Origin of the sequence: Pseudomonas sp. v388, from assembly GCF_003935425.1 — a bacterium.
Lineage (GTDB): Bacteria > Pseudomonadota > Gammaproteobacteria > Pseudomonadales > Pseudomonadaceae > Aquipseudomonas.
Map to the genome: position 1 here is coordinate 299464 of NZ_RHQN01000006.1, position 25441 is coordinate 324904.

Genomic DNA, 25441 nt, shown 5'->3' on the forward strand with positions numbered 1-25441 from the left:
GCCTGGTCCACCCTGTGGGATGGCTGGCCGCAGCTGGCCTGATTGGGCGAGCCGCACTGGACGCTATGTCCGGGCAGTGATTCTGTTGAAAAGAATAGGCCTGTAGGACTGGCAATGGATTGCTAAGATTGCTCAGCAAAACATCACTTGCGCAATTTTTAGCTTCAGATGAATAATTCAGCGCAATCGAGATCATCAAGGGGTAAATCGTGAGCAAGCTCGACAGATATGACCTGAGCATTTTGGCGGAACTGCAACGGGACGCGCGTATATCCAACCAGGAACTGGCCGAACGCATAGGTCTGTCGCCGTCGCCCTGTTCGCGGCGCGTCAAGCAACTGGAGGATGACGGCTATATCGTGCGGCAAGTCGCCCTGCTGGATCGCAAGAAACTGGGGCTGAGCCTGACTGCCTACGTGCTGATCGGCATGGACCGTCACACGCCGGAGCGGTTCGAAAACTTCGAACAGCACATCCGCAATCTGCCGCAGGTCCTTGAGTGCAGCCTGGTGACCGGCATGGATGCGGATTACCAGCTCAAAGTGGTGGTGCCTGACATGGATCACTACCAGAAACTGCTGCTGGGGCATCTTACCCGCATCGATGGCGTGACCAGCGTCAAGTCGAGCTTTGTGCTCAACCAAGTGCTGGCCAGCACTGAACTACCCTTGACTCACCTGCGCAGCTAAACGCACCAAGCCGAACTGGAGCACATGATGGACCCGGCGCTGCTTGAAGAATGGATGATGACCTTTTTCGTCACCCTGCTGATCGGCTTCATGGCCTTCATCGTCTGGGACCTGGCGAAAAAGTCCAAGGCCGGGCGCTTCGGCACCCTCATCCTGTTTCTGGTGTTGGGGCTTGGCATCCTGGCGTTCGTGATCAAGAGCGTGGTGATCGCCTGGATCGAAAACGGGTCCTGACACTTACAGCTTTGCGGGGACTTCGCGAAATTGCCCCTGATCCAGCCCCTCAAGGGTCCACTCGCCAATCCGCACCCGCACCAACCGCAGTGTGGGCAAACCCACGGCGGCAGTCATGCGGCGCACCTGACGGTTGCGGCCTTCCTTGATCACCAGTTCCAGCCAACTGGTCGGCACGCTCTTGCGAAACCGCACCGGCGGGTTGCGTGGCCACAACTCCGGTTCTTGCAGCTGCCGCGCCTGGGCGGGCAAGGTCGGGCCGTCATTGAGCTGAACCCCGTTACGCAATTGCTGCAATTGTTCCTCGCTCGGTTCGCCTTCCACTTGCACCCAATAGGTCTTGGGCAACTTGTGCCTGGGGTCGGCGATGCGAGCCTGTAACTGGCCGTCATTGGTCAGCAGCAACAAGCCTTCACTGTCTCGGTCCAGGCGACCGGCCGGGTAAATGCCGGGGACGTCGATGAAATCCTTGAGCGTGGCCCGGCCTTCGCCGTCGCTGAACTGGGTCAAGACATCGAATGGCTTGTTGAACAGATAAAGTTTGGGCTCGGCCGGGGGAGCCTTGGCGACGCGTCGCGGACTGACGCTGGTTGCAGGACGGCGAGAGGCAGGGCGTTGAATGCGGGACATAGACTGCGCTAATCGGAAACAGAAAGGGCCACTTTAGTGGCCCCGGCTGCAAAACGAAAACGCTATTAACGGAACGGCGGTTCGTCGAAGCTGCGCAGCTTGCGCGAGTGCAGCGAGTTGAGCTGGGTGCGCAGCAGGTCCAGCGCGGCGATACCGATCTTCAAATGCTGGCTGACCGCCCGCTCATAGAACGCGTTGGCCGAGCCCGGCAGTTTGATTTCGCTGTGCAGCGGTTTGTCGGAAACGCACAGCAGCGTGCCGTAAGGCACCCGCAGGCGATAACCCTGAGCTGCGATGGTGCCGCTTTCCATGTCCACCGCCACGGCGCGGGACAGGTTGATCAGTGGTCGCTCCTGCGCCCAGCGCAGTTCCCAATTGCGGTCGTCGTAGGTCAGGACGGTGCCGGTGCGCAGGCGCTTTTTCAGTTCCTCGCCCCGCTCGCCGGTGATCTGTGCCGCAGACTCTTGCAAGGCCATCTGCACTTCGGCCAGGGCCGGAATCGGGATATGCGGCGGCAACACACGATCGAGAATGCCGTCGCGGCGCATGTAGGCGTGAGCCAGCACGTAGTCGCCGATGGTCTGGGACTGGCGCAGGCCGCCGCAGTGGCCGATCATCAGCCAGCAATGCGGACGCAGCACTGCCAGGTGATCAGTGATGTTCTTGGCGTTGGACGGGCCGACGCCGATGTTGACCAAGGTCACACCGTGGCCATCTTCGGCAATCAGGTGGTAGGCCGGCATCTGGTAGCGGTGCCAGACCACGCTGGCCACGATGGCCTGGGCTTCTTCTTCGCCCATGGTCTTGTCGACCACCACATTGCCGGGCAACACCATGCGCACGAAGCGCGGGTCTTCGCGCAGTTTTTCCAGGCCATGCAGGATGAACTGGTCAACGTAGCGGTGATAGTTGGTCAGCAAGATCCAGGGCTGCACATGCCGCCAGTCGCTGCCGGTGTAATGCACCAGGCGGCGCAGCGAGAAATCCACCCGCGCGGCATCGAACAGCGCCAGCGGCAGCGGATCGACGTTGGCCCAGTCGTAAAGGCCATCGGCGATGCCATCGGTGGCGGCCGACAGGTCAGTGCTGGGGAAAACCCGCGCCAGCGCCGCGGCGGTGACACCAGACCCGGCCAGCTCGTCGCCCTGCTCGACCACATAGGGATACGGAATGTTCTGCTCGCTGACGCCCACCGATACCGACACGGTGAAGTCGCTCATCAACGGGCCAAGCTGTTCGAGCAGGTATTTGCGGAACGCGGCGGGCTGGGTGACGGTGACGCTGTAAGTGCCGGGCAGCTGGACTTTGGCGTAGGCACGGGTGGTCAGCGGCACTTCGCCGTGGCACTTGTAGGTCAGGCGCAATTCGGGGTAGCGAAACAGCGCACGCTGTTCGGCGTCAGGCTCCACACGGTCTTTCAGGTACAGCTTGAGCGCCCGGCTCAGGGCGCCGGTCGCACGTTCATGCAGTTCGGCAAGCCGCTCCACGGCTTGCTCGGCGGTTTCTACCACTACAAAAGCTTGGGTCACGGTCTGATCCTTTCTGGATATTGCAGACCTGCATCCTAACGGGTTCGCAGGCTCATGCCACCTGCGGCGATGCGCGAGCGACCAATGTCTCCACCGCCAGACCTGTCGGCAGCGTGCCGTATACGCTCCCTGCGCTGTGCAACCGACTGAGAATGAACGCATCGCTGACCGCCGCATTTCCGGCATCCAGCAGTAACCTGGCTTGCAGCGCGACGGCGACCGCTTCGGTGATATGCCGCGCCCGGTACTGCAGATCCGAAGTGTCGGCAAACAAGGCCTTGAGGTTTTTGACGTACTCGGTGAAGTGAAGGCTGCCGTGGCCGTCATCCAATTCCGCGAACAGCATATCGAGCATGCCGTCCTCTTTGGACAGGGCGCGCAGGACATCCAGGCACTGGACGTTGCCCGAACCTTCCCAGATGGAATTGACCGGCGCTTCGCGATACAGCCGTGGCAGGATGCTGTCTTCCACATACCCTGCGCCGCCCATGCATTCGGCGGCCTCGTTGATCATTGCCGGCGCCCGCTTGCAGATCCAGTATTTGCCCACCGCCGTCACCAGCCTGGCGAAACGCGCTTCGTGAGCATCGTCCAGATTGTCCAGCGCCCGTCCCATGCGCAGCGTCAGCGCCAGCGCGGCCTCGCTTTCCAGCGCCAGATCGGCCAGCACGTTCTGCATCAAGGGTTGCTCGTTCAGCACTCGACCGCCGACCTTGCGATGCGCGCAATGATGGGTCGCCTGCGTCAACGCCTGACGCATCAATGCACTGGAGCCGATCATGCAATCGAAGCGGGTCATGGAGACCATCTCGATGATGGTCGGTACACCACGCCCTTCTTCACCGATCATCCAGGCCAGCGCACCACGAAACTCCACTTCGCTCGACGCGTTGGAGCAATTGCCCAGCTTGTCCTTCAAGCGCTGGATGTAAAACTCGTTGCGCGTGTCATCCGGGCGGTGGCGCGGCATCAGGAAACAGCTCAAACCCTTGTCAGTCTGGGCCAGCACCAGAAAGGCATCGCACATCGGCGCCGAGCAGAACCATTTGTGGCCGACCAGTTCATAGGCCTGCCCCGGCCCGCCAGCGCCCACCGGATAAGCACGGGTGGTGTTGGCGCGCACGTCGGTGCCGCCCTGCTTCTCGGTCATCGCCATGCCGATGGTTGCACCGTGCTTGTGCGCGATGGCAATGTTGCGCGGGTCGTAGCGGGTGGAAAGGATTTTCGGCAGCCAGGTTTCGGCCAGGTCCGGTTGCAACCTGAGCGCGGGAACGCTGGCGAACGTCATGGTCAACGGGCAACCGGTGCCCGGCTCGGCCTGGGTATGCAGATAGCTCAGGGCGGCGCGGGCGACGTGGGCACCGGGCTGCGGATCGGTCCAGGGCAAGGACGCAATGCCATGTTCGATCGCGGTCGCCATGAGCTGGTGATAGGCGGGATGAAATTCGATCAGATCGACCCGGTTTCCGTAACGATCATGACTGGCGAACACCGGCTTGTTGCGGTTGGCCAGAAAACCGGCCTCCATCAGCGGGCCGCCGGCCAGCGCCCCGTAGGCATCCATGCGGGAGGCCGCCCACTGCGCGGCAAAGCGCCGGGTCCACTCCTGCAATGGCAGGTCGATGCGATAGAGATTGGCGCCGTCCAACGGTGGCGGCTGGTTGGTCACCTGGTGGGTTTCAGCGAATTGATTCAGGTTCATGACAAGTCTCCTGCCTGTCAGTCGACACAGATCGAGTGCCGAAGTGAATCACGCGGGCCGGGCTTTAAAAAGTGCCATTCATGACGAACTGTCGGCGGTTTTGCCTTGCCGACAGTTCGTTCAGCCCCGAGGTGCGCTGGCAGGCGCAGGTTTGAGCAGCGCAGCGGGTGTGGCCAGCAGCAGCGGCAGAATCAGGGTGAAACAGCTGCCCTTGCCCGGTTCGGAGGTGTGGCTCAGGCTACCGCCCTGCAATTCGATCAGCTTGCGGCAGATCGCCAGGCCAATCCCCAGCCCGCCGTGTTCGCGGGTCATCGAACCGTCGATCTGAACGAAATGCTGATACAGCCGCGCTTCGTCCAGGCACCCGAAACCGATTCCGGTATCGATCACTTCGATCCGCAACTCGAACTGCTCGACATTCAACCAGTGCCCGTCGGCCCGGAGCCTGATGGTGCCTTTGCGGGTGAATTTGACCGCGTTGTCCAGCAGGCACTCGATACACTGGCCCAGCTTGGCGGCATCACCACGCAACTCGCGGGGCAGATGGTCATCCGTCTCGACCCGTAGGATCAGCCCCTTGGCCTGGGCCGGAATCGCAAATCGGTCGCGCAGCCGTTCGAACACGCTGTTGAGGTTGAAGCTGCGGCATTCGGTATACAGGGCGCCGGCCTGCAACTCGCTCAAGGTCAGGATGCCATTGATCATGCCCATCATGTCCTGCGCGGAGCTGGCGGCGGTCTGCTGATAGATCTTGAGTTCGTCATCCATGTCGACGGTCTGCATCAGTTCCAGCGAGCCGATCACGCCATTCATCGGGGTGCGGAGTTCATGGGTCAGGGTTGCCAGGAATTCGTCCTTGTGGCGGTTGCTGGCAGCGAGCTGGTGATTGAGGCCTTCCAGGTCTTTACCGGCCTCCAGCAGCGTCTGCGCCTGCTGTTCGCGGATCTGGTTGAGACGGTCGGCCAGCGCCAGCGACAAAAAGGCCATTTCCAGCACTGCGCCCATGTGGCCGATGTACAGGATGAAAAAGGTGTTGGGCAGATAGCCCAGCAACATGACGCCGTTGATCGTCGCCCCGATGTAGAACACTGCCCACGCGATCAGGTAATACCGCGCACTGCGCACACCCTTCAGGACGGCAGCCACGCCGCAGGTCAACATGACCCAGGTGCAGCCTGCCACCAGCAGCGCTGCCGAGCGCAACGCCAACCCGTAACCGCAGAACAGGGCGACGAACATCACCGCAAGAGCGCAGGCCATCAGCGCGGTCAGCAGGTAGTCGAGCCAGCGCCCGAGCCGGGGCGTTTGCAGAAAGTGGCGAGTAAACAGGCTGGTGAACAGCACCGCGCTGGCCATCAGAAACGGTGTCGCCGAATTCGCCCAGTGCGGGCTGTCCGGCCAGAAGTATTCGATGGCGGTGCCGCTTATCGACAGTTGGTACAGCCCGAACGTGGCCACGTAGAGGATGTAGTACAGATAGCTCTTGTCTCGCACGCTGGCATAGATGAACAGGTTGTAGACCAGCATTCCCAGCAGCACGCCGTAGATCAGCCCCATCACGTGCAATCGTGCCGGCTGGTCTTCGATGAACGCATGGCTGGACCAGAGGTTGAGCGGTGCCTGAACCGGACCCTGGCTGGCAACGCGCATGTAGAACGTAACCGGCTTTCCGGCGGGAAGATCAAGATCGAAGACGTAGTTGGCGTGGCGGATCTGGCGGCTGGAGAACGGCAGCGTGTCTCCGGTCAGCAACGCCAGTCTGGGCTGCCCGGACGCGTCCGGCAGATACAGCGCCACCCGGTCCAGAGGCGGATAGGCCAGTTCCAGAACCCAGTCCATCGGTTTGGCCGCGACGCTTGGGCGGTAGGTCAGCTCGCCTCTGAGCCAGAATGCCGAGTCCGAATAGCCGGCGTTGAAGGTTTCGGTATCGATGGAGCGGAAGGTTGCACGACTGGCCATGGCGCTGACGCTTTCGATGGTGGCAGTCCCGCTTACGTCTTCGAAAACCTGGATTGCACCGCCCAGCGGCAGGCTGCGCACGTGCTCATCGAATTCAATGGCATGGGCCAGCATTGGCAGCAACGCGGCCAGGATGATCAGCAAGTAACGCATTGAAGCCTCAAGGTCGATCGTCGCGGTCATTTCATCCGTTGAAGGCGACGCCTGCAGTTATTTCTTTCCTTGAAACAGGCTGAGTGGTTCGAATTACTGCTTCAGTGTTTTCCTGGTCCCGTGCGTGCCGCTGACCGGCAATGACAAACGAATCTGCTGTCGTGCGCGAGCTTTCGGAACGATAAAGCATAGCCGGGAACAGCCGCCAGCAATATCGTTTTGAAATCAGTGCAATAGCTCTATCTCGGCACTTTCAGCCAGAACATGAACCGTCTTCAGAGTCTGTCGACCTGACATGCCGCGCGTCGGTGAGAAAAATCCCGGTACGACAGGCGGCCCGCGAAAGGTTTAGTGATAAGCTCGCGCACCATGAATATTTATAGCTCCCGCCCCGTTGTCCTCTGCCTCTCCGGCCACGACCCCAGTGGCGGCGCCGGCATGCAGGCAGATATCGAAGCGCTGCTGGCCCAAGGCTGCCACGCAGCTCCCGTCATCACCGCGCTGACCGTTCAAGACACTGTTGACGTCAGGGATTTCCGCGTCCTGGATCGTGAATGGGTCCTGGCGCAAGCCCATGCGGTGCTTGAAGATTCCGAGGTCGCCGCCGTCAAGCTGGGCATGCTCGGTTCCCTGGAAATGGTCGATACCGTCGTCCAACTGCTGTTGGCCAACCCGCATCTGCCGGTGGTCTGCGACCCCGTGCTGCGCGCAGGTGGCGGCGGACGGCTGGGCAAGGACGAAGTCGGCTACGCAATGCGCGAGCGCCTGCTGCCGCTATCGACCATTGCCACGCCCAACCTGCCCGAGGCGCGGATTCTCGCGGAGCTGCCAGCCGGTACGGCAGATGAGTGCGCCGAGAAGCTGCTGCCGTTTTGCGAGCACCTGCTGATCACCGGCGGCCATGGCGAGGAGGAGCAAATCCACAATCGCCTGTACAGTCGCGGCGGCCAGCCCCACACCTTCAAGTGCCAGCGTCTGCCCGGCAGCTACCACGGTTCGGGCTGCACCCTGGCCAGCGCCCTGGCCGGACGTCTTGCCCAGGGCGAGGCATTGGTGAGCGCGGTCAGGTCGGCGCTGGACTACACTTGGCGCACGCTTCGCGACGCCGAACAGCTGGGTAAAGGGCAATTCGTTCCCCGCCGCCTGCCCCTGGATTTCTGCTCGTAACGCCACGCCATGAGGTTCCCATCATGAAACTACGTGGCTTGTACGCCATTACCGACGGCCAGTTGCTGGCCGGTCGATTCCTGTCTTACGTCGAGGCCGCCCTCGACGGCGGCGTGACCTTGCTGCAATACCGCGACAAGAGCAACGACGAGTCCCGTCGCCTGCGCGAAGCCAGCGAACTGCTCAAACTGTGCGAACGCTACAAGACCTGGCTGATCATCAATGATGACGCCGAGCTGGCGGCACGCCTGGGGGTTGGCGTGCATCTGGGACAAACCGACGGCTCACTGCCGGATGCCCGCGCGTTGCTGGGGCACAAGGCGATTGTCGGCGCGACCTGCCATGGCAAACTGGAACTGGCCGAACGGGCCAAGGCCGACGGCGCCAGTTACGTTGCGTTCGGGCGATTCTTCACCTCCCAGACCAAACCTGACGCGCCGGCCGTTCCTCTGGACCTGCTGACGCAAGTACGCGCCCAGGTGAAACTGCCCATCGCCGTGATCGGCGGCATTACCGTGGAAAACGCCCCGCAACTGGTGGCTCACGGCGCAGACTTGCTGGCCGTGGTCCATGGCTTGTTCGGCGTTGAAAACGCGCAGGAAGTCACGCGCCGGGCCAAGGCGTTCAACGCACTTTTTCAGCGCTGATCTTGTGGGAGCCAACCGGCCTCGTCGCGGACAAGTCCACTCCTACGCGAGACTGAACGGCACGCCCATGGCATTTTCCAGCTTGAGCAAGGCGCGCTTGCGGTCCATGCCCCCGGCGTAGCCGGTCAGGTCGCCGCCAGCGCCGATCACCCGGTGACACGGCAGGATGATGCAGATGGGATTGCGCCCATTGGCCATGCCCACCGCCCGGGAATGACCGGCGCTCAGGCCCATATTGCGGGCCATCGCGCCGTAGGACACCACCTCGCCATAGGGAATCCGCGCCAGTTCGTGCCAGACCTGTTCCTGGAACGGCGTACCACGCGGACGCAGTGGCACGCTGAATTCCCGTCGCTCACCGCTGAAAAACTCCGCCAGTTGCTCTTGCGCCTGACGAATCACCCTCGGCACCGAATGGTCGTCCTCCATCATGGTCAGCGTCGGATAATACTTCTGACCTACGAAGAACACTCCAGTCAACACGTCGTCTTCGGCGCGCAGGGCGATATCGCCCAAGGGGCTTGGGATCAGATAACCGTGAATCATTGTCGTAGCTCCTCTTCTCGTTGACGCCAGACATGCACCGTCGCGTAGGCGCGCCAGGGCGCCCAGCGGCTGGCGTGTTCATTGAGCTGCGCCGCCGAGGTGAAACCCAGGTGTTTCTTGAGCACTGCGTCACCTTCGGGAAATGCATTGGGCCAGGCCAGCGCCCGCATGGCGATGTATTGCACCGTCCACTCGCCCACTCCGCGAATGTGCCGCAGCGCCGCGAGGGTTTCATCCAGCGGTACCAGAGGCTCGAGGATAATGCGGCCTGCGGCGACTTCCTTCGCGATGGCGATGATCGCCTCGGCACGGATGCGGATCAGCCCGGTACTTATCAGTTGTTCGTAAACCAGCCCGGCCATCGCCTGGGCGTCGGGAAACCCGTGGTGCAGCCCGGCAGGCGCATCCGCCACCGCCGGGCCGAAGCGTTCAGCAATACGGCTCAGGATGGCGCGGGCATTAAGCACCGATATCTGCTGCCCGGCCACCGCCCGCACGGCAATTTCGAAACCGTCGAACGCCCCCGGCACCCGCATGCCCGGCACATCGCCGATCAACGGGCCAAGGTGAGCATCCACCAGGTCCGGCCGGCAGCCGGTGTCGAACACACGCCGCACCCGCGCCAGCACCTGGGCGATGGCGGACTGCAACGAGGCGGACACCGTCACCACCAGCGCGTGCCGCTCCGGCGCATGGGTGACCTGGACCCAGCCGGCCAGGCGCCGGCCGCCCTGTTCGACTTCGATCACCCGGCAATAGGCATCGTCGCGCACCTGCTCCACGCCGACGATGCAGCGATGGGCCAGAAATTCCAGCACGCCCTCCCAGGAAAACGGCGGGCGATACGACAGTTCGAAACGCAGGGTTGCGGCGCCCGGCACATGGGTCGCCTTGCGCAGGCGCGTGGGGTTGAGGCCATAGCGATTCTGGAACACGTCATTGAAGCGCCGAACGCTGCCAAAGCCCGATGCCAAAGCCACGTCGGTCATCGACATGCCTGTATCGGTCAGCAAACGCTTGGCGATCAGCAGTCGCTGGGTCTGGGCGAACTCGATCATCGTCACGCCGAACTCGGCCTCGAAGATGCGTCGCAGATGCCTGGAGGTCACCCCGACGCGGGTCGCCAGATCGTCGAGGCTTCGGCCATTCAGATACCCTTCTTCAATCAGTCGTGCCGCCGCCTGGGCCAGGCGGCTGGAGATATCCAGCAAGCCGTTGCCCGGCGCCAGCTCGGGACGGCAACGCAGGCACGGGCGAAAGCCGGCGCGCTCGGCCGCCGCTGCCGAGGTGTAGAACGTGCAGTTTCGGGCCTGGGGCGCACGGACCGGGCACATCGGCCGGCAGTAGATGCCGGTCGACGAGACGCCCATGAAGAACCAGCCGTCGAAGCGGCGGTCCCTGGCGACAAAGGCCGCGTAGCAAATGGTCGGGTCAAGAGTGTTCATGGGAAGGACTGTATTCCAGCGCCTGGCAAAAGTCTGGCTGAATTCGGACATGTGCATCCGGCTGCCGACCGGCTTTTGATATAGTGCGGGCCTTGCGTATTACCGCGCCGCGCCTGTTCCTGCACATTCGGCGCAGCCACGACTTACCGTTGCACAGCAGAGACCCGATCATGTCCCGTTCCGAAACACTGTTCGCCAACGCCCAGAAACACATCCCCGGTGGCGTCAATTCGCCGGTTCGCGCTTTCAAGAGCGTGGGCGGCACACCGCTGTTCTTCAAGCACGCTGCCGGCGCCTACGTGACTGACGAAGACGACAAGCGTTACGTCGATTACGTCGGCTCGTGGGGGCCGATGATTCTGGGCCACAGCCATCCGGAAGTGCTCGACGCGGTGCGTAGCCAGCTGGAGCACGGTCTTTCCTACGGCGCGCCGACGGCCATGGAAACGGAGATGGCCGATCTGGTCTGCTCGCTGGTGCCATCAATGGAGATGGTGCGCATGGTCAGCTCCGGCACCGAAGCGACCATGAGCGCGATCCGCCTGGCTCGCGGCTACACCGGCCGCGACAGCATCATCAAATTCGAAGGCTGCTACCACGGTCACTCCGACAGCCTGCTGGTCAAGGCCGGTTCCGGTGCACTGACGTTGGGCGTGCCAAGCTCGCCGGGCGTTCCTGCGGCGTTCGCCAAACATACGCTGACCGTACCGTTCAACGACCTGGACGCGGTCCGTGACCTGCTGGCCGACGTTGGCCAGGAGGTGGCGTGCATCATCGTCGAGCCGGTGGCCGGCAACATGAACTGCGTACCGCCGGCGCCCGGTTATCTGCAAGGCTTGCGCGCCTTGTGCGACGAGCATGGCGTAGTGCTGATTTTCGACGAAGTGATGACCGGTTTCCGTGTGGCGCTGGGCGGCGCCCAGGCTTACTACGGTGTCACGCCGGACCTGAGCACCTTCGGCAAGATCATCGGCGGCGGCATGCCGGTCGGCTGTTTCGGCGGCAAGCGCGAAATCATGTCGCACATCGCGCCGCTCGGCCCGGTCTACCAGGCCGGTACGCTGTCGGGTAACCCGCTGGCCATGGCGGCGGGCCTGACGACTCTGCGTCTGATCAGCCGCCCGGGCTTCCACGACGAACTGAGCGATTTCACAACCCGCCTGCTCGATGGCCTGCAACAGCGCGCCGATGCTGCCGGCATTCCGTTCGTGACCACCCAGGCGGGCGGCATGTTCGGTTTGTACTTCAGCGAAGCCAAGTCGATCGTGACCTTCCAGGACGTGATGACCAGCGACGCCGACCGTTTCAAGCGCTTCTTCCACCTCATGCTCGACGGTGGCGTGTATCTGGCGCCGAGCGCCTTCGAGGCCGGTTTCACGTCCATCGCCCACGGTGAAGCCGAGTTGCAACTGACGCTGGACGCCGCCGAGAAAGCGTTCGCCGCACTGAAATAACCCCGCGTTCGCCCGCAGCGCCGTTACCGGCCTGCGGGCGTTATGCCGTTCAGGCATGCCCCCGTGCGCTGCCATAACCGGCAATTATTCAGCCAACGCCGCGGCGTTCGAAGGAATGATCGCCACAATGCCGATACACTCGCAGTTTTCCTACAGGGCTTTCGTCCCGTAAATAAAGGCTTTTCCAAGCCGTGCAGCAGAAAATCCGTAAAGACTTTGTAAGGTTGGCCCTGCTTATTTCATAATGCGCAGCCAGCACGTCTCGCTGGACGGGCACCCCCGCACCTTTTTCAGAGGTAAGTCGACTCCCATGAACCGCACCGGCCGCACCCTTGCATTGGGCTGCCTGTTGCTTATCTCTCCCCTGCTGGCGAATGCAGGCGGCAACTCGTTGTTAATCCCAGCGGTGGGTCGCTGCACCCTCAATACTGCGCCGGAGAATCTGCCAGCTGCGCTCAGCACCTGCCAGCAGGCCGCGCAGGCCGGGGATGCGCAGGCACAATACGAGTTGGGCGAGTTCTATTACCAGGGCAAAGGTGGCGAACGCGACCTGCCCCAGGCGTTGAGTTATTTCGAGCAGGCTTCCTTGCAGGGCCATGCTCAGGCGCAGTATCAGCTGGGCTTGATGTTCAGTCGCGGCGAAGGCGTCCAGGCCAACAACATCCAGGCCTATATCGTGCTGAAGATGGCGGCGGTCAACGGCTCGGAAGAGGCGCTGGACGCAGCCGACGAAGTGTCGGCCAACATGCAGCGCGCCGAGCTTGAGGTCGCCACCCAGGTGCTGGGCCAGATTTTCCGCAAGTATCTGCTGGAGCTGCAAACGGCGGAAGGCCGCACGCCATTTTCGCCGTTGCCTTGATAAATCTCTGAATCTGCCATTCGCCAGCAAGCTGGCTCCTACAGGTCCAACGCAAATCCTGTAGGAGCCAGCTTGCTGGCGAAAGTGCCGTGGTGCCGCCCTATCATGGTTTTTCCGGCATCGGCATCGGAAACGGCATCACGTTGCCGGTGCCGCGGGCTTCGCTGATCTTGGGCGTGCCCATGCGTTCCACTTCGTCGATACGCACGATCGAATGCATCGGCACGAAACTGCGCACCACGCCTTCGAACTGGGCCTTGAGCTTCTCTTCACTCGGATCGACCACGACCGTGGTGCGTTCGCCGAACACGAATTCTTCGACTTCAAGAAAGCCCCACAGATCACTCTGGTAGATCTGCTTGGCATACATCTCGAAAACCTGGCCCTGGTTGAGAAAAATCACCTTGTAGATTGGAGCTTCGCGTTTTGTCATATCTGGCAGGTAAGGATTCAGGCATAAAAAAGAGGGCGCGAACTATAGCATGTCCGCTGGACAGCCAACGCTAGGAAGCCGGACGCTTCGTCCCTATAATGCGCGGTTCTTTGAATCAGCTGATGATCACGCATGGCCAAGAAGCTTTATATCGAAACCCACGGTTGCCAGATGAACGAGTACGACAGCTCGCGCATGGTCGATCTGCTGGGCGAACACCAGGCCATGGAAGTCACCGCTCGCGCGGAAGACGCCGACGTGATCCTGCTCAACACCTGTTCGATTCGCGAACGCGCCCAGGACCGGGTCTATTCCCAGCTGGGACGTTGGCGTGAGCTCAAGCTTGCCAAGCCGGACATGGTGATCGCCGTCGGCGGCTGCGTCGCCAGTCAGGAAGGCGCGGCCATCCGTGATCGCGCGCCGTATGTCGACGTGGTCTTCGGCCCGCAGACGCTGCACCGCCTGCCGGAGATGATCGACGTGGCTCGCGTGACGCGGCTGCCGCAAGTCGATGTGTCGTTCCCCGAGATCGAGAAGTTCGACCATTTGCCCGAGCCGCGCGTCGATGGCCCGAGCGCCTACGTGTCGGTGATGGAAGGCTGCAGCAAATACTGCACCTTCTGTGTAGTGCCTTATACCCGCGGCGAAGAAGTCAGCCGGCCGTTCGACGACGTGCTGAGCGAAGTCATCCACCTGGCCGACCACGGCGTGCGTGAAGTGACGCTGCTGGGCCAGAACGTCAACGGCTATCGCGGTACGACCCATGACGGCCGTGTCGCCGATCTGGCGGACCTGATTCGCGTCGTGGCGGCCGTCGATGGCATCGACCGCATCCGCTACACCACCTCTCACCCGCTGGAGTTTTCCGACAGCCTGATCCAGGCCCATGCGGAAGTCCCGGAACTGGTGAAACACCTGCACCTGCCGGTTCAGTCCGGGTCCGACCGCGTCCTGGCAGCGATGAAGCGCAACCACACGACCCTCGAATACAAATCGCGACTGCGCAAACTCCGCGCGGCGGTGCCGGGCATCAGCATCAGTTCGGACTTCATCGTCGGCTTCCCCGGTGAGACGGAAAAAGACTTCAACGACACCATGAAGCTGGTGCAGGACGTCGGCTTCGACTTCTCGTTCTCGTTCGTCTACAGCCCGCGTCCCGGCACGCCGGCGGCGGACCTGAAGGACGACACGCCCGAAGCGTTGAAAAAAGAGCGCCTGGCCGCATTGCAGCACCGGTTGAATCAGCAAGGTTTCGAGATCAGCCGACAGATGGTCGGCAGCATCCAGCGGATTCTGGTGACCGATTATTCGAAGAAAGACCCCGGCGAGCTGCAAGGCCGCACCGAGAACAACCGGATCGTCAACTTCCGCTGCGACAACCCCAAGCTGATCGGCCAGTTCGCCGACGTCCACATCGACGACGCCCAGCCCCACTCGCTGCGCGGTTCTTTGTTGCAGTAGAGCCCTCTATTTTCTTTGGGGGGCCGTGGGAGCGGACGTGCCCGCGAAAGCTTCATTACAGACGCCACAGGTTTGGCGGCTGTACCGGCCTCTTCGCGGACAAGTCCGCTCCTACAGGCAGATACCTCCCGGCCGTTTAGGCCAATTGCAAGTCAGACCTTTCGCACGGCCGACGCCAGGAGTATTCTTCGACTCATCTCACTTGCCGTCGGATGGCTAAAAAACGACCTTGAACGCAACCATAGAACCTCATCGCTTTATCCTCGAACCTTTCGAGGCCCATCGTTTCGCCAACTTGTGCGGCCAACTCGACGAGCATCTGCGCCTGATCGAGCAACGCCTGAACATCGAGATCCGCAACCGCGGCAATCAGTTCGAACTCATTGGCGAGTCCCGTCACACCACCTCGGCCGAAAACCTGCTGCGTCGCCTGTACCGGGAAACCAAAGGTACCGACCTGACGCCGGACATGGTTCACCTGTTCCTGCAGGAGTCGGGTGTCGACGGGCTGGACAACCACCCTGCCGCCGAAGTCGGCGTTGCCCTGCGTACCAAGAAAGGCATGATTCGCCCTCGCGGCTTGAATCAGCAGCGGTACGTGAAGGAGATTCTCGGCAACGACATCAACTTCGGCATCGGCCCGGCCGGTACGGGTAAAACCTACCTGGCGGTCGCCTGCGCCGTGGACGCCCTGGAGCGTGAGCAGATCCGCCGCATCCTGCTGGTGCGTCCAGCGGTCGAAGCAGGTGAAAAGCTCGGTTTCCTGCCGGGCGATCTGGCCCAGAAGATCGACCCGTACCTGCGCCCGCTCTACGACGCGCTGTACGAGATGCTCGGTTTCGAGTACGTCGCCAAACTGATCGAGAAACAGGTGATCGAGGTTGCACCGCTGGCCTACATGCGCGGACGCACCCTTAATAACAGCTTCATCATTCTCGACGAGAGTCAGAACACCACCGTCGAGCAGATGAAGATGTTCCTGACCCGTATTGGCTTCGGTTCCACCGCCGTGATCACCGGTGACATCACTCAGGTCGACTTGCCCAAGGGCACCAAGTCGGGCCTGACCCATGTCATCGACGTGCTCAAGGACGTACCGGGCATCAGCTTCACGCATTTCAAACCAAAAGATGTGGTTCGCCACCCGCTGGTGCAACGCATCGTCGAAGCCTACGAGCGATTCGACGACCGTTTCAGCGACAGCCAGTCGAGCAGCAGCAGCCATGCACGGGGCTACAACCGCGATGCTTGAGCTGGACCTGCAGATTGCCAGTCAGACCGACGCGCCCAGCGAAGCCCAGTTCCGCCTTTGGTGTGAAATGGGCCTGCGCCAGCGCAGTGCCGATTCGGAGTTGACCATTCGACTGGTGGATGAAACCGAAGGGCGCGAGCTCAATCACACATGGCGACACAAGGATTACGCCACCAACGTGTTGTCCTTCCCTGCCGACGTACCTGACGACATGCTGGACATCCCGCTGCTGGGTGATCTGGTCATTTGCGTACCGGTCGTCAACCGCGAAGCGCAGGAACAGGGCAAGGCCGTTGAGGCACATTGGGCGCACATGGTCATTCACGGCTGCCTCCATCTGCTGGGCTTCGACCACATCGATGATGAGGAAGCCGAGGAAATGGAAGCGCTGGAACGAACGTTGCTTCAAGAACTGGGCTTTCCCGATCCGTATGCGGACGACGAAAGCACCGACCTTCCACATTCTGAAATACCAGGCAAGGAACACGAGTAAGGGCTATGAGCGAAGACCGATCGAGCAACGGACAAAAGTCATGGCTGGGTAAACTGACCCAGGCTTTTGTCCATGAGCCCAAAAACCGCCAGGAGCTGCTTGAGCTGCTGCGCGAAGCCCACCAGAACAAACTGCTGGACACCGAAGCGCTGGCGATCGTCGAAGGCGCCATTCAAGTGGCTGACCTGCAGGTACGCGACATCATGGTGCCGCGCTCGCAGATGATCAGCATCAAGGCCAGCCAGACGCCCCGCGAATTCCTGCCCGCCGTCATCGACGCGGCACACTCGCGCTACCCGGTCATCGGCGAAAGCCATGATGACGTGCTCGGCGTGCTGCTGGCCAAGGATCTGCTGCCGCTGATCCTCAAGGAAGGCGGCGACAGCGACGACGTCAAGACCCTGCTGCGCCCGGCCACCTTCGTGCCCGAGTCCAAGCGCCTGAACGTCCTGCTGCGTGAATTCCGCGCCAACCACAACCACATGGCCATCGTCATCGACGAATACGGCGGCGTGGCGGGCCTGGTGACCATTGAAGACGTGCTGGAACAGATCGTCGGCGACATCGAAGACGAACACGACGTCGAGGAAGACAGCTACATCAAGCCGCTGCCCAGCGGTGACTTCCTGGTCAAGGCACTGACGCCCATCGAGAGCTTCAACGAGTTCTTCGACAGCCAGTTTTCCGACGACGAGTTCGATACCGTCGGCGGCCTGGTGATGAACGCTTTCGGCCACCTGCCCAAGCGCAGCGAAACGACCGAAATCGGTGCATATCGTTTCCGCGTACTGAGCGCGGACAGCCGTCGCATTCACCTGCTGCGCCTGAGCCCTATCTCACGTCCGTAGTCCGCATCAAGGAAATGACATGCGCTGGATAACCCGTCCCGGCTGGCCCGGTAATCTGCTGGCCGTGGCGGCCGGTGGCATCACCACGCTGGCCCTGGCACCGTTCGACTTCTGGCCTCTGGCGCTGGTGGCGGTGGCGATCTTCTATCTCGGCTTGCGCGAGCTGACGCCCCGTCAGGCCTTCGGACGCGGCTGGTGCTACGGCTTCGGCCTGTTCGGCGCCGGCACCAGCTGGATCTACGTCAGCATCCACACCTACGGCGGCGCTTCGGTGCTGCTGGCGGGGTTGCTGATGCTGGCGTTCATCGCCGCGATTGCCCTGTTCTTTGCCCTGCCCGCCTGGCTATGGGCGCGCTGGCTGAGGCGCAACGAAGCACCGCTGGCCGACGCGCTGGCGTTCGCGGCGCTGTGGCTGTTGCAGGAAGCGTTTCGTGGCTGGTTCCTTACCGGCTTTCCTTGGCTCTATTCCGGCTACAGCCAGCTTGACGGCCCGCTTGCGGGACTGGCACCGCTGGGCGGCGTGTGGCTGATTTCCTTCGTTCTGGGCCTGACGGCGGCGCTGCTGTGCAATCTGCATCGGCTGGGCACGCGCAAGTCTTTCCTGGCGATGGGCGTAGCCTTGCTGCTCGCGCCCTGGATCGCGGGCGTGATGCTCAAGGATCACGCCTGGACGTCTCCCTCGGGCAACCCGCTGAAAGTGGCGGTGATGCAGGGCAACATCGAGCAAAGCATGAAGTGGGACCCCAAGCAGCTCAGCGCCCAGCTGGAGCTGTACCGGGACATGACTCTCAGTTCAAAGCAGGCCGATCTGATCGTCTGGCCGGAAACGGCCGTGCCGGTGCTCAAGGAAAACGCCGAAGGCTACCTGACCATGATGGGCCGCTTCGCTGCCGACCGTGGCGCGGCGCTGATTACCGGCGTACCGGTGCGCGACCGCAACGAGCGCGGCGAGAACCGTTATTACAACGGCATCACCGTGACCGGCCAGGGCGACGGCCTGTACTACAAACAGAAGCTGGTGCCGTTCGGCGAATATGTGCCGCTGCAGGATCTGCTGCGCGGCTTGATCGCTTTCTTCGATCTGCCCATGTCCGACTTCGCTCGCGGCCCCAACGATCAGGCGCTGTTGCAGGCCAAGGGTTATCAGATTGCGCCGTTCATTTGCTATGAAGTGGTGTACCCGGAATTTGCGGCCGGCCTGTCAGCACGCAGCGATCTGCTGCTGACGGTGAGCAACGACACCTGGTTCGGCACCTCCATCGGGCCGCTGCAACACTTGCAGATGGCGCAGATGCGGGCGCTGGAAGCCGGCCGCTGGATGATTCGCGCCACCAACAATGGCGTGACCGGGCTGATCGATCCTTTCGGCAAGATCACCGTGCAGATCCCGCAATTCCAGCGCGGCATTCTCTACGGCGAAGTCGTGCCCATGCATGAACTCACGCCCTATCTGCGCTGGCGTTCCTGGCCACTGGCAATCCTCAGCCTGTTGATTTTCGGCTGGGCGCTGTTGGCCGCGCGGATTTCCAAGGCGGTCTGATCCGCTTACGCGTCTCCGGCCGGTTCATCACCGGCCGGTGGCACACTCACGGATAGGCCCAGGGATAAACCAGCAATCCGGCCGCTTCGTTGAGCAGCATGCCGCTGTGCATCATGGCGCGGGCCTCCGGCAGCCAGCCGCCGAACGGCCTGGCATTATCCACTCCCAAGAACCCGACCGGTGCAGCCACTACCGTCAGTCCTGCCTGCTCGAAACTCCAGCGCGCGCGGGGCATGTGCCAGGCCTGGGTTACCAGCAGCACGCGCTTGATGCCCAGCGGGCGAAGCATGTCGGCGGTCATGGTGGCGTTTTCCCAAGTGGTGCGGCTCTGCCCTTCTTGCCAGCGCACCGGCGTGGCGAAATCCTCTTGTAACGAGCGGGCCATGATCCCGGCTTCGCTGGGCGGCTCGCCATAATGCAGGCCGCCGGAGGTCAGGATCGGCAAACCGGACTCTCTGGACAGGCGCGCCGCCAGGCGCAGCCGCTCCAGGCCGATGCCGGTGGAGACATCCTCACCCCAGACCGGATCATGGCGCTCCCGACCGCTTCCCAGCACGACGATCACATCCGCCTGCCCGGCCAGTGTCGACCATTGCGTCCTCGGCAGGGGTGGTTCCCGTTCAAGCCAGCGGGCGGCATGTTCGACCGCCACCGGCAGGCTCATCAACCACAGCCCGCCCAAGCCTGCCGCAAAGCACAAGGTGGCCAGACGCGGGCGCGACTTGCGCAGCCACCACGCGGCGATCAGCAGCACAAACAGAATGCCCGGCGGCATCAGGAGGGTCTTGAACAGATAACGAAACGGCATTGGGCATCTCCATAGATGCCCGAAGCCTAAGAGGAAATGGTGCTAAGCAACAATGCTTATAAACAGGACTGGCCCTGTGACGGTTTTAAAGCTTGAAAGTGCTGTTTGAACTGTAGCGGCTCATCCGTTCCGATGTTTTGGCCCGACGCTTGTCCTTGAGCCAGATGACCCTGGCGCAATCGCTCGGCATGGCTACCGAATCAGCCTGTTCCAGCGCGACGCTGAAACGGCCCTCTGACTTACCCTTAACAGCCCCGTTTGCCGCCCTCGCGCCTTTTTCAAGGTAGGCCTCAATCAGCTCGAACTCGGCACTGCTCAACCCTTTGAGCTCAAGTTCCGCCGGCGACTCGTTTCGGAGCCGGACCGCGGTACTCGCCATTTCAAGAGCCAGCCCCAGACGATTGATCAAACGTTCATACAGCTCAGGAGTGCCTTCTATGTGCTGCAACTCTGTCATCCGCTCACCTCATTGAAGATAAACATACCCTCGTCAATGAGCTTAGCGCTGCTGCACGAACCGGCCTGAAACTGCGACCAACGGGCAGATGGCCCCCTTTGGCACGGGCTTTCGCGGGACGTGGCGCAATCAGCGTTTCCCTCGGTCGGCGGCGCTCATGTATGCTACGGCGCTTCCTGTAATTCCACTTCCGCTCTCTTGAGCCCGGATGCACCGCCAGGGTGGCAACATTGCCCGGCACATGGTGGCAACGTGACTCGGCGAAGCTACGAAGAGGTCAAGGGTCACCAATCTTTAGTAAAAAGTAGCCATGCACGAACTCTATCAGCCCCGCGAAATCGAAGCCGCCGCCCAGACCTTCTGGGAAGAGCAAAAGTCTTTTGAAGTCAGTGAACAGCCAGGCAAGGAAACCTACTACTGCCTGTCCATGTTTCCTTACCCCAGCGGCAAGCTGCACATGGGCCATGTGCGCAACTACACCATTGGTGACGTGATCTCGCGCTACCAGCGCATGCTGGGCAAGAACGTCCTGCAGCCGCTGGGCTGGGACGCTTTCGGCATGCCGGCGGAGAACGCCGCCATCGACAACAATGTCGCGCCCGCCAAGTGGACCTACGAAAACATCGCCTACATGAAGGACCAGCTCAAGAGCCTGGGCCTGGCCATCGACTGGTCGCGGGAAATCACCACCTGCAAGCCGGATTACTATCGCTGGGAACAGTGGCTGTTCACTCGCCTGTTCGAAAAGGGTGTGATCTACCGCAAGAACGGCACGGTGAACTGGGACCCGATCGACCAGACGGTGCTGGCCAACGAGCAGGTCATCGACGGCCGCGGCTGGCGTTCGGGCGCGGTGATCGAAAAGCGCGAAATCCCGATGTACTACTTCAAGATCACCGCTTACGCGGATGAGCTGCTGGAGAGCCTCGATGAACTGCCGGGCTGGCCTGAACAGGTCAAGACCATGCAGCGCAACTGGATCGGCAAATCCCGTGGCATGGAAGTGCAGTTCCCCTACGACCAGGCCTCCATCGGCGAAGCCGGCGCGCTGAAAGTCTTCACCACCCGTCCCGACACGCTGATGGGCGCGACCTATGTGGCCGTTGCCGCCGAGCACCCGCTGGCGACTCTGGCGGCGCAGGGTAACCCCGAGCTGCAAGCCTTCATGGAAGAATGCAAGGGCGGCAGCGTGGCTGAAGCCGACGTTGCCACTCAAGAGAAGAAAGGCCTGCCGACTTCGTTGTTCGTCGAGCACCCGCTGACGGGCGAAAAGCTGCCGGTCTGGGTCGCCAACTACGTGTTGATGCATTACGGCGACGGCGCGGTCATGGCCGTACCGGCTCACGACGAGCGCGATTTCGAATTCGCCACCAAGTACGACCTGCCGATCAAGGCCGTGGTGCGTACCAGCGCCGGCGACCAGACCCCTGCCCCATGGCAGGCGGCCTACGGCGAACACGGTGAGCTGATCAATTCCGGCGAATTCACCGGCCTGGATTTCCAGGCGGCGTTCGATGCCATCGAAGCGGCGCTGACCAAGAAGAACCTTGGTCAGTCCCGTACCCAGTTCCGCCTGCGCGACTGGGGCATCAGCCGCCAGCGCTACTGGGGTTGCCCGATCCCGATCGTGCACTGCGAAACCTGTGGTGACGTGCCGGTCCCGGAAGACCAGCTGCCGGTCGTGTTGCCCGAAGACGTGGTGCCCGACGGCGCCGGTTCGCCGCTGGCGCGCATGCCTGAATTCTACGAGTGCAGCTGCCCGAAATGCGGCGCACCGGCCAAGCGTGAAACCGACACCATGGACACGTTCGTCGAATCGTCCTGGTACTACGCACGCTACGCCTCGCCGCACTATGAAGGTGGCCTGGTCGAGCCCGACGCCGCGAACCACTGGCTGCCGGTCGATCAGTACATCGGCGGTATCGAACACGCGATCCTGCACCTGCTCTACGCACGCTTCTTCCACAAGCTGATGCGCGACGAAGGCCTGGTGACTTCGAACGAACCGTTCAAGAACCTGCTGACCCAGGGCATGGTCAACGCCGAAACGTATTTCCGCATGGAAGCCAGCGGCAAGAAGACCTGGATCAACCCTGCCGACGTGACCCTCGAGCGCGACGCCAAGGCCAAGGTCATCAGCGCCAGGCTGACCAGCGATGGCCTGCCGGTGGAAATCGGCGGCACTGAAAAGATGTCGAAGTCCAAGAAAAACGGCATCGACCCGCAAACCATGATCGATCAGTACGGCGCTGATACCTGCCGCCTGTTCATGATGTTCGCCTCGCCGCCCGACATGAGCCTGGAATGGTCCGACTCCGGCGTCGAAGGTTCGCACCGCTTCCTGCGCCGCGTGTGGCGTCTGGCTCAGGCCCACGCGACGCAAGGCGCCGTCGGCAGCCTCGACCTGTCCGCGCTGAGCGATGAGCAGAAAGTCATTCGCCGTGCCATTCACCAGGCCATCAAGCAGGCCAGCCAGGATATTGGCCAGCACCAGAAGTTCAACACCGCCGTCGCCCAGGTGATGACGCTGATGAACGTGCTGGAGAAAGCACCACAGGCAACGGCTCAGGACCGTGCTCTGCTGCACGAAGGCCTGGAAACGGTCGCTCTGCTGCTGGCCCCGATCACGCCGCATATCAGCCATGAACTGTGGAACGCGCTGGGCCATGAAGGGCCGATCATCGATGCCGGCTGGCCGGTGCTCGATGAGAACGCGCTGGTGCAGGACACCCTGCAACTGGTGATTCAGGTCAACGGCAAGCTGCGTGGCCAGATCGAAATGCCGGCCAGCGCCAGCCGCGAAGAAATCGAGGCCGCCGCACGGGTCAACGAAAACGTGCTGCGCTTCATCGACGGCCTGACGATTCGCAAGGTAATCGTCGTGCCCGGCAAGCTGGTCAATATCGTCGCAAGCTGATTGGATCAGGCGCCCGGCGAGCGTCGGGCGCTGAACATATTTCCTGGGTGCGCAAAGGCGGCCCAAACGGATTCAAGGGGAGCAACAAGATGATCAAACGCAATCTGCTGGTAATCGGCCTGGCGGTGATGCTGAGCGCCTGCGGCTTCCAGCTGCGTGGCACCGGCACCAACGAACTGGCGATCAAGGAACTGGACGTCAGCGCACGCAACGCCTACGGCGAAACCGTTACGCAACTGACCCGCACACTGAACAACTCCGGCGTGAAGGTCTACACCGGCGCACCTTACAAGCTGGTACTGGTAAGCGAGCGGGAAAACCAGCGCGCCCTCACCACTTCCGGTTCGGGTCGGGCAACCGAATATCAGCTGACCACCACGCTGAAGTACGAAATCCGTGGCGATCGTGACCGGCTGCTGGCGGGCGACGATGTGGTCGTTGAGAAATCCTACAACCACGACGGCAACAACCTGACCGGTTCCGATCAGGAAGCCGCGCAAGTCCGCCTGGAAATGCGCAACGACCTGGTACAGCGTCTGATCGCACGCCTGCAACAGTTGACCCCAAGCCGTCTGGATCAACTGCAGCAGCAAGCTGACGCAGTGGCCAAGGCCGAGCAGGACGCGCTGGATGCCGCGCAACGGGTTCGCGATGAAACCCCGCAACAGTCGCCGATCGAAATCCCGGGCAGGTAAGCATCAGGGGCCAGGCAACTGGCCCCGGTATCTCTGATCATGAAACTCGCCCCCGCCCAACTCGACAAGCACCTGCAAGGCACGCTTGCGCCCGTCTACATCGTCAGCGGCGATGACCCGCTGTTGTGTCAGGAAGCCGCGGACGCGATCCGCAACGCGGCCCGCAGCCAGGGTTTTGACGAGCGCCAGGTGTTCAGCGCCGACGCCAGTTTCGATTGGGGCACGCTGCTGCAAGCCGGTGCCAGCATGTCGTTGTTCGCCGAGCGGCGCCTGCTTGAGTTGCGCCTGCCGTCCGGCAAGCCCGGCGACAAGGGCGCGGCTGCGCTGATGGAATATTGCGCCCGGCCTGCCGAGGACACGCTGCTGTTGATCAGTCTGCCCAAGCTCGACGGCAGCGCGCAAAAGACCAAGTGGGGCAAAGCCCTCGTCGAAGGCGCTCAGACTCAGTTCGTGCAGATCTGGCCGGTGGACATCGGCCAGCTTCCACAATGGATTCGCCAGCGGCTGTCCAAGGCCGGGCTGGCGGCGACCCAGGATGCGGTCGAGCTGATTGCCGCGAGGGTCGAGGGCAACCTGCTGGCGGCCGCGCAGGAGATCGAAAAACTCAAGCTGATGGCCGAAGACGGTCAGATCACCGTCGAGACCGTCCAGGCAGCCGTGGCCGACAGCGCCCGCTTCGATGTTTTCGGCCTGACCGATGCGGTACTCAACGGGGAAGCGCCTCATGCGTTGCGTATCCTTGAAGGGTTGCGCGGCGAAGGTGTCGAGACGCCGGTGATTCTCTGGGCGCTGACCCGTGAGTTGCGCGCCCTGGCGACCATGTCGCTGCAGGTCAGCCAAGGGATGCCGCTGGACAAGGTCTTCAGCTCGGCGCGGCCGCCGGTCTGGGACAAGCGCAAGCCGTTGATGAGCAAAGCCCTGCAACGCCACTCGGCCAAACGCTGGAGCCAACTGCTGATGGATGCGCAACGCATCGACGCGCAGATCAAAGGCCAGGCTACCGGCTCTCCCTGGAGCAGCCTCAGTCGTCTCGCCTTGTTGATGGCCGGCCAGCGACTCGCATTACCATCGGAATGACCCCGTAGAATCGGCCGTGGTAGATGTGTCGCCTGCCAGTACGCCTCCGCCGGCAAGCTGGCTACTACAAATACCCGGCCAACCGCAGATTTCCAGGAGCCAGCTTGCTGGCGAAGCGGCCTGTACAGACGCAACAGCGTGTGTCGTCTGGAGCCCGTCCGCTTCTAAGGTTTCGGGAGCTCCATCCATAGCTCACATCTATTGGACAGCTCCCACACTTTGGCCGAACATTCGCTGCGCAAATTTCCCCTCTGGAGCCATTGCCAATGAGCAAGCCAAAGCGGCCCAACAAGGCCAAATCCATCGTCGCCCAGCCATTGTTCCGCAGCCGCCAGGAACGACCGGCCAAAGGCAAGGGCAGCTACCGCCGCGAAGCCTTCCAGTCTAAAAGCTGGGAGGCTTCTTGCTTTCTGGCTGCCTGATATCCCGCTACGTTTGCGGGGCGC

General features: G+C 62.0%; 24 protein-coding genes. 15 read left to right on the top strand and 9 right to left on the bottom strand.

All coding sequences use genetic code 11. From position 1 onward, the window contains the following. The first annotated feature begins 209 nt into the window (after window positions 1-209). Entirely contained in the window at window positions 210-689 is a 480-nt protein-coding gene (locus tag EGJ27_RS16260) for an Lrp/AsnC family transcriptional regulator (protein WP_125831767.1), read from the top strand. 27 nt (window positions 690-716) lie between these two features. Further along, a complete protein-coding gene (locus EGJ27_RS16265) occupies window positions 717-923 on the top strand; it encodes a DUF2788 domain-containing protein (protein ID WP_125831768.1) in 207 nt (68 codons plus the stop codon). Between the two features lie 3 nt (window positions 924-926). Here EGJ27_RS16265 and EGJ27_RS16270 read toward each other — a convergent pair whose 3' ends face one another. The 4 genes from EGJ27_RS16270 to EGJ27_RS16285 all read right to left on the bottom strand — a co-directional run bounded on the left by EGJ27_RS16270 (window position 927) and on the right by EGJ27_RS16285 (window position 6896). Further along, window positions 927-1553, bottom strand: coding sequence for a pseudouridine synthase (locus tag EGJ27_RS16270; RefSeq protein WP_125831769.1), 627 nt, complete (start codon window positions 1551-1553; stop codon window positions 927-929). Window positions 1554-1618: 65 nt separating this feature from the next. After that, on the bottom strand, window positions 1619-3082 hold the full coding sequence (gene amn / locus EGJ27_RS16275; protein ID WP_125831770.1) for an AMP nucleosidase: 1464 nt from the start codon (window positions 3080-3082) through the stop codon (window positions 1619-1621). A 52-nt stretch (window positions 3083-3134) separates the two neighbouring features. Beyond that, window positions 3135-4784: an acyl-CoA dehydrogenase family protein gene (locus EGJ27_RS16280; protein ID WP_125831771.1), complete on the bottom strand. Its 1650-nt coding sequence runs from the start codon at window positions 4782-4784 to the stop codon at window positions 3135-3137. Window positions 4785-4904: 120 nt separating this feature from the next. After that, entirely contained in the window at window positions 4905-6896 is a 1992-nt protein-coding gene (locus EGJ27_RS16285; protein ID WP_125831772.1) for a sensor histidine kinase, read from the bottom strand. Between the two features lie 369 nt (window positions 6897-7265). Between EGJ27_RS16285 and EGJ27_RS16290 the strand changes: the two genes are divergently transcribed. Then, window positions 7266-8063 carry a hydroxymethylpyrimidine/phosphomethylpyrimidine kinase gene (locus EGJ27_RS16290; protein WP_125831773.1) on the top strand — a complete coding sequence of 266 codons (798 nt, stop codon included), beginning with the start codon at window positions 7266-7268 and terminating at the stop codon, window positions 8061-8063. 23 nt (window positions 8064-8086) lie between these two features. After that, complete coding sequence (thiE, locus tag EGJ27_RS16295; RefSeq protein ID WP_125831774.1) at window positions 8087-8710, top strand: thiamine phosphate synthase; 624 nt, start codon at window positions 8087-8089, stop codon at window positions 8708-8710. Window positions 8711-8752: 42 nt separating this feature from the next. Here the strand turns inward: thiE and EGJ27_RS16300 are convergent, their stop codons facing one another. After that, on the bottom strand, window positions 8753-9256 hold the full coding sequence (locus EGJ27_RS16300) for a methylated-DNA--[protein]-cysteine S-methyltransferase (protein WP_125831775.1): 504 nt from the start codon (window positions 9254-9256) through the stop codon (window positions 8753-8755). Then, the gene (locus EGJ27_RS16305) at window positions 9253-10701 is read right to left on the bottom strand and encodes a DNA-3-methyladenine glycosylase 2 family protein (protein WP_125831776.1); all 1449 of its coding nucleotides are present in this window, start codon (window positions 10699-10701) and stop codon (window positions 9253-9255) included. Before EGJ27_RS16305 ends, EGJ27_RS16300 begins: the two co-directional genes overlap by 4 nt. A 170-nt stretch (window positions 10702-10871) precedes the next feature. Between EGJ27_RS16305 and hemL the strand changes: the two genes are divergently transcribed. Both hemL and EGJ27_RS16315 read left to right on the top strand, forming a co-directional pair. Then, window positions 10872-12155 carry a glutamate-1-semialdehyde 2,1-aminomutase gene (hemL, locus tag EGJ27_RS16310; protein ID WP_125831777.1) on the top strand — a complete coding sequence of 428 codons (1284 nt, stop codon included), beginning with the start codon at window positions 10872-10874 and terminating at the stop codon, window positions 12153-12155. Window positions 12156-12465: 310 nt separating this feature from the next. After that, a complete protein-coding gene (locus tag EGJ27_RS16315) occupies window positions 12466-13014 on the top strand; it encodes a tetratricopeptide repeat protein (protein WP_125831778.1) in 549 nt (182 codons plus the stop codon). 103 nt (window positions 13015-13117) lie between these two features. Here EGJ27_RS16315 and EGJ27_RS16320 read toward each other — a convergent pair whose 3' ends face one another. After that, a complete protein-coding gene (locus EGJ27_RS16320; RefSeq protein ID WP_125831779.1) occupies window positions 13118-13447 on the bottom strand; it encodes a DUF1820 family protein in 330 nt (109 codons plus the stop codon). Window positions 13448-13579: 132 nt separating this feature from the next. Here EGJ27_RS16320 and miaB point away from each other — a divergent pair, with 132 nt between their 5' ends. The 5 genes from miaB to lnt all read left to right on the top strand — a co-directional run bounded on the left by miaB (window position 13580) and on the right by lnt (window position 19041). Further along, on the top strand, window positions 13580-14908 hold the full coding sequence (miaB, locus tag EGJ27_RS16325; RefSeq protein ID WP_125831780.1) for a tRNA (N6-isopentenyl adenosine(37)-C2)-methylthiotransferase MiaB: 1329 nt from the start codon (window positions 13580-13582) through the stop codon (window positions 14906-14908). 229 nt (window positions 14909-15137) lie between these two features. Continuing rightward, window positions 15138-16160 (top strand): PhoH family protein, encoded by a 1023-nt coding sequence (locus EGJ27_RS16335; RefSeq protein ID WP_125831782.1) that lies wholly within the window; start codon window positions 15138-15140, stop codon window positions 16158-16160. Next, window positions 16153-16653, top strand: coding sequence for an rRNA maturation RNase YbeY (gene ybeY, locus EGJ27_RS16340; protein ID WP_125831894.1), 501 nt, complete (start codon window positions 16153-16155; stop codon window positions 16651-16653). The genes EGJ27_RS16335 and ybeY overlap by 8 nt, the downstream gene beginning before the upstream one ends. Before the next feature lie 5 nt (window positions 16654-16658). After that, window positions 16659-17501 carry an HlyC/CorC family transporter gene (locus tag EGJ27_RS16345; RefSeq protein ID WP_125831783.1) on the top strand — a complete coding sequence of 281 codons (843 nt, stop codon included), beginning with the start codon at window positions 16659-16661 and terminating at the stop codon, window positions 17499-17501. Window positions 17502-17520: 19 nt separating this feature from the next. Next, window positions 17521-19041: an apolipoprotein N-acyltransferase gene (gene lnt / locus EGJ27_RS16350; RefSeq protein WP_125831784.1), complete on the top strand. Its 1521-nt coding sequence runs from the start codon at window positions 17521-17523 to the stop codon at window positions 19039-19041. Window positions 19042-19087: 46 nt separating this feature from the next. On the opposite strand, the gene EGJ27_RS16355 is transcribed toward lnt, so the two are convergent. Together EGJ27_RS16355 and EGJ27_RS16360 are read right to left on the bottom strand one after the other, a co-directional pair. Continuing rightward, the gene (locus tag EGJ27_RS16355) at window positions 19088-19849 is read right to left on the bottom strand and encodes a YdcF family protein (RefSeq protein ID WP_125831785.1); all 762 of its coding nucleotides are present in this window, start codon (window positions 19847-19849) and stop codon (window positions 19088-19090) included. 85 nt (window positions 19850-19934) lie between these two features. Beyond that, window positions 19935-20306, bottom strand: coding sequence for a hypothetical protein (locus EGJ27_RS16360; RefSeq protein WP_125831786.1), 372 nt, complete (start codon window positions 20304-20306; stop codon window positions 19935-19937). 310 nt (window positions 20307-20616) lie between these two features. Here EGJ27_RS16360 and leuS point away from each other — a divergent pair, with 310 nt between their 5' ends. The 4 genes from leuS to arfA all read left to right on the top strand — a co-directional run bounded on the left by leuS (window position 20617) and on the right by arfA (window position 25417). Then, window positions 20617-23223, top strand: coding sequence for a leucine--tRNA ligase (gene leuS, locus EGJ27_RS16365; protein WP_125831787.1), 2607 nt, complete (start codon window positions 20617-20619; stop codon window positions 23221-23223). Window positions 23224-23312: 89 nt separating this feature from the next. Then, window positions 23313-23918 (top strand): LPS assembly lipoprotein LptE, encoded by a 606-nt coding sequence (gene lptE / locus EGJ27_RS16370; RefSeq protein ID WP_125831788.1) that lies wholly within the window; start codon window positions 23313-23315, stop codon window positions 23916-23918. Between the two features lie 39 nt (window positions 23919-23957). Further along, window positions 23958-24995 (top strand): DNA polymerase III subunit delta, encoded by a 1038-nt coding sequence (gene holA, locus EGJ27_RS16375; protein ID WP_125831789.1) that lies wholly within the window; start codon window positions 23958-23960, stop codon window positions 24993-24995. Window positions 24996-25261: 266 nt separating this feature from the next. Beyond that, window positions 25262-25417 carry an alternative ribosome rescue factor ArfA gene (gene arfA, locus EGJ27_RS16380; protein ID WP_125831790.1) on the top strand — a complete coding sequence of 52 codons (156 nt, stop codon included), beginning with the start codon at window positions 25262-25264 and terminating at the stop codon, window positions 25415-25417. Window positions 25418-25441 lie beyond the last annotated feature (24 nt).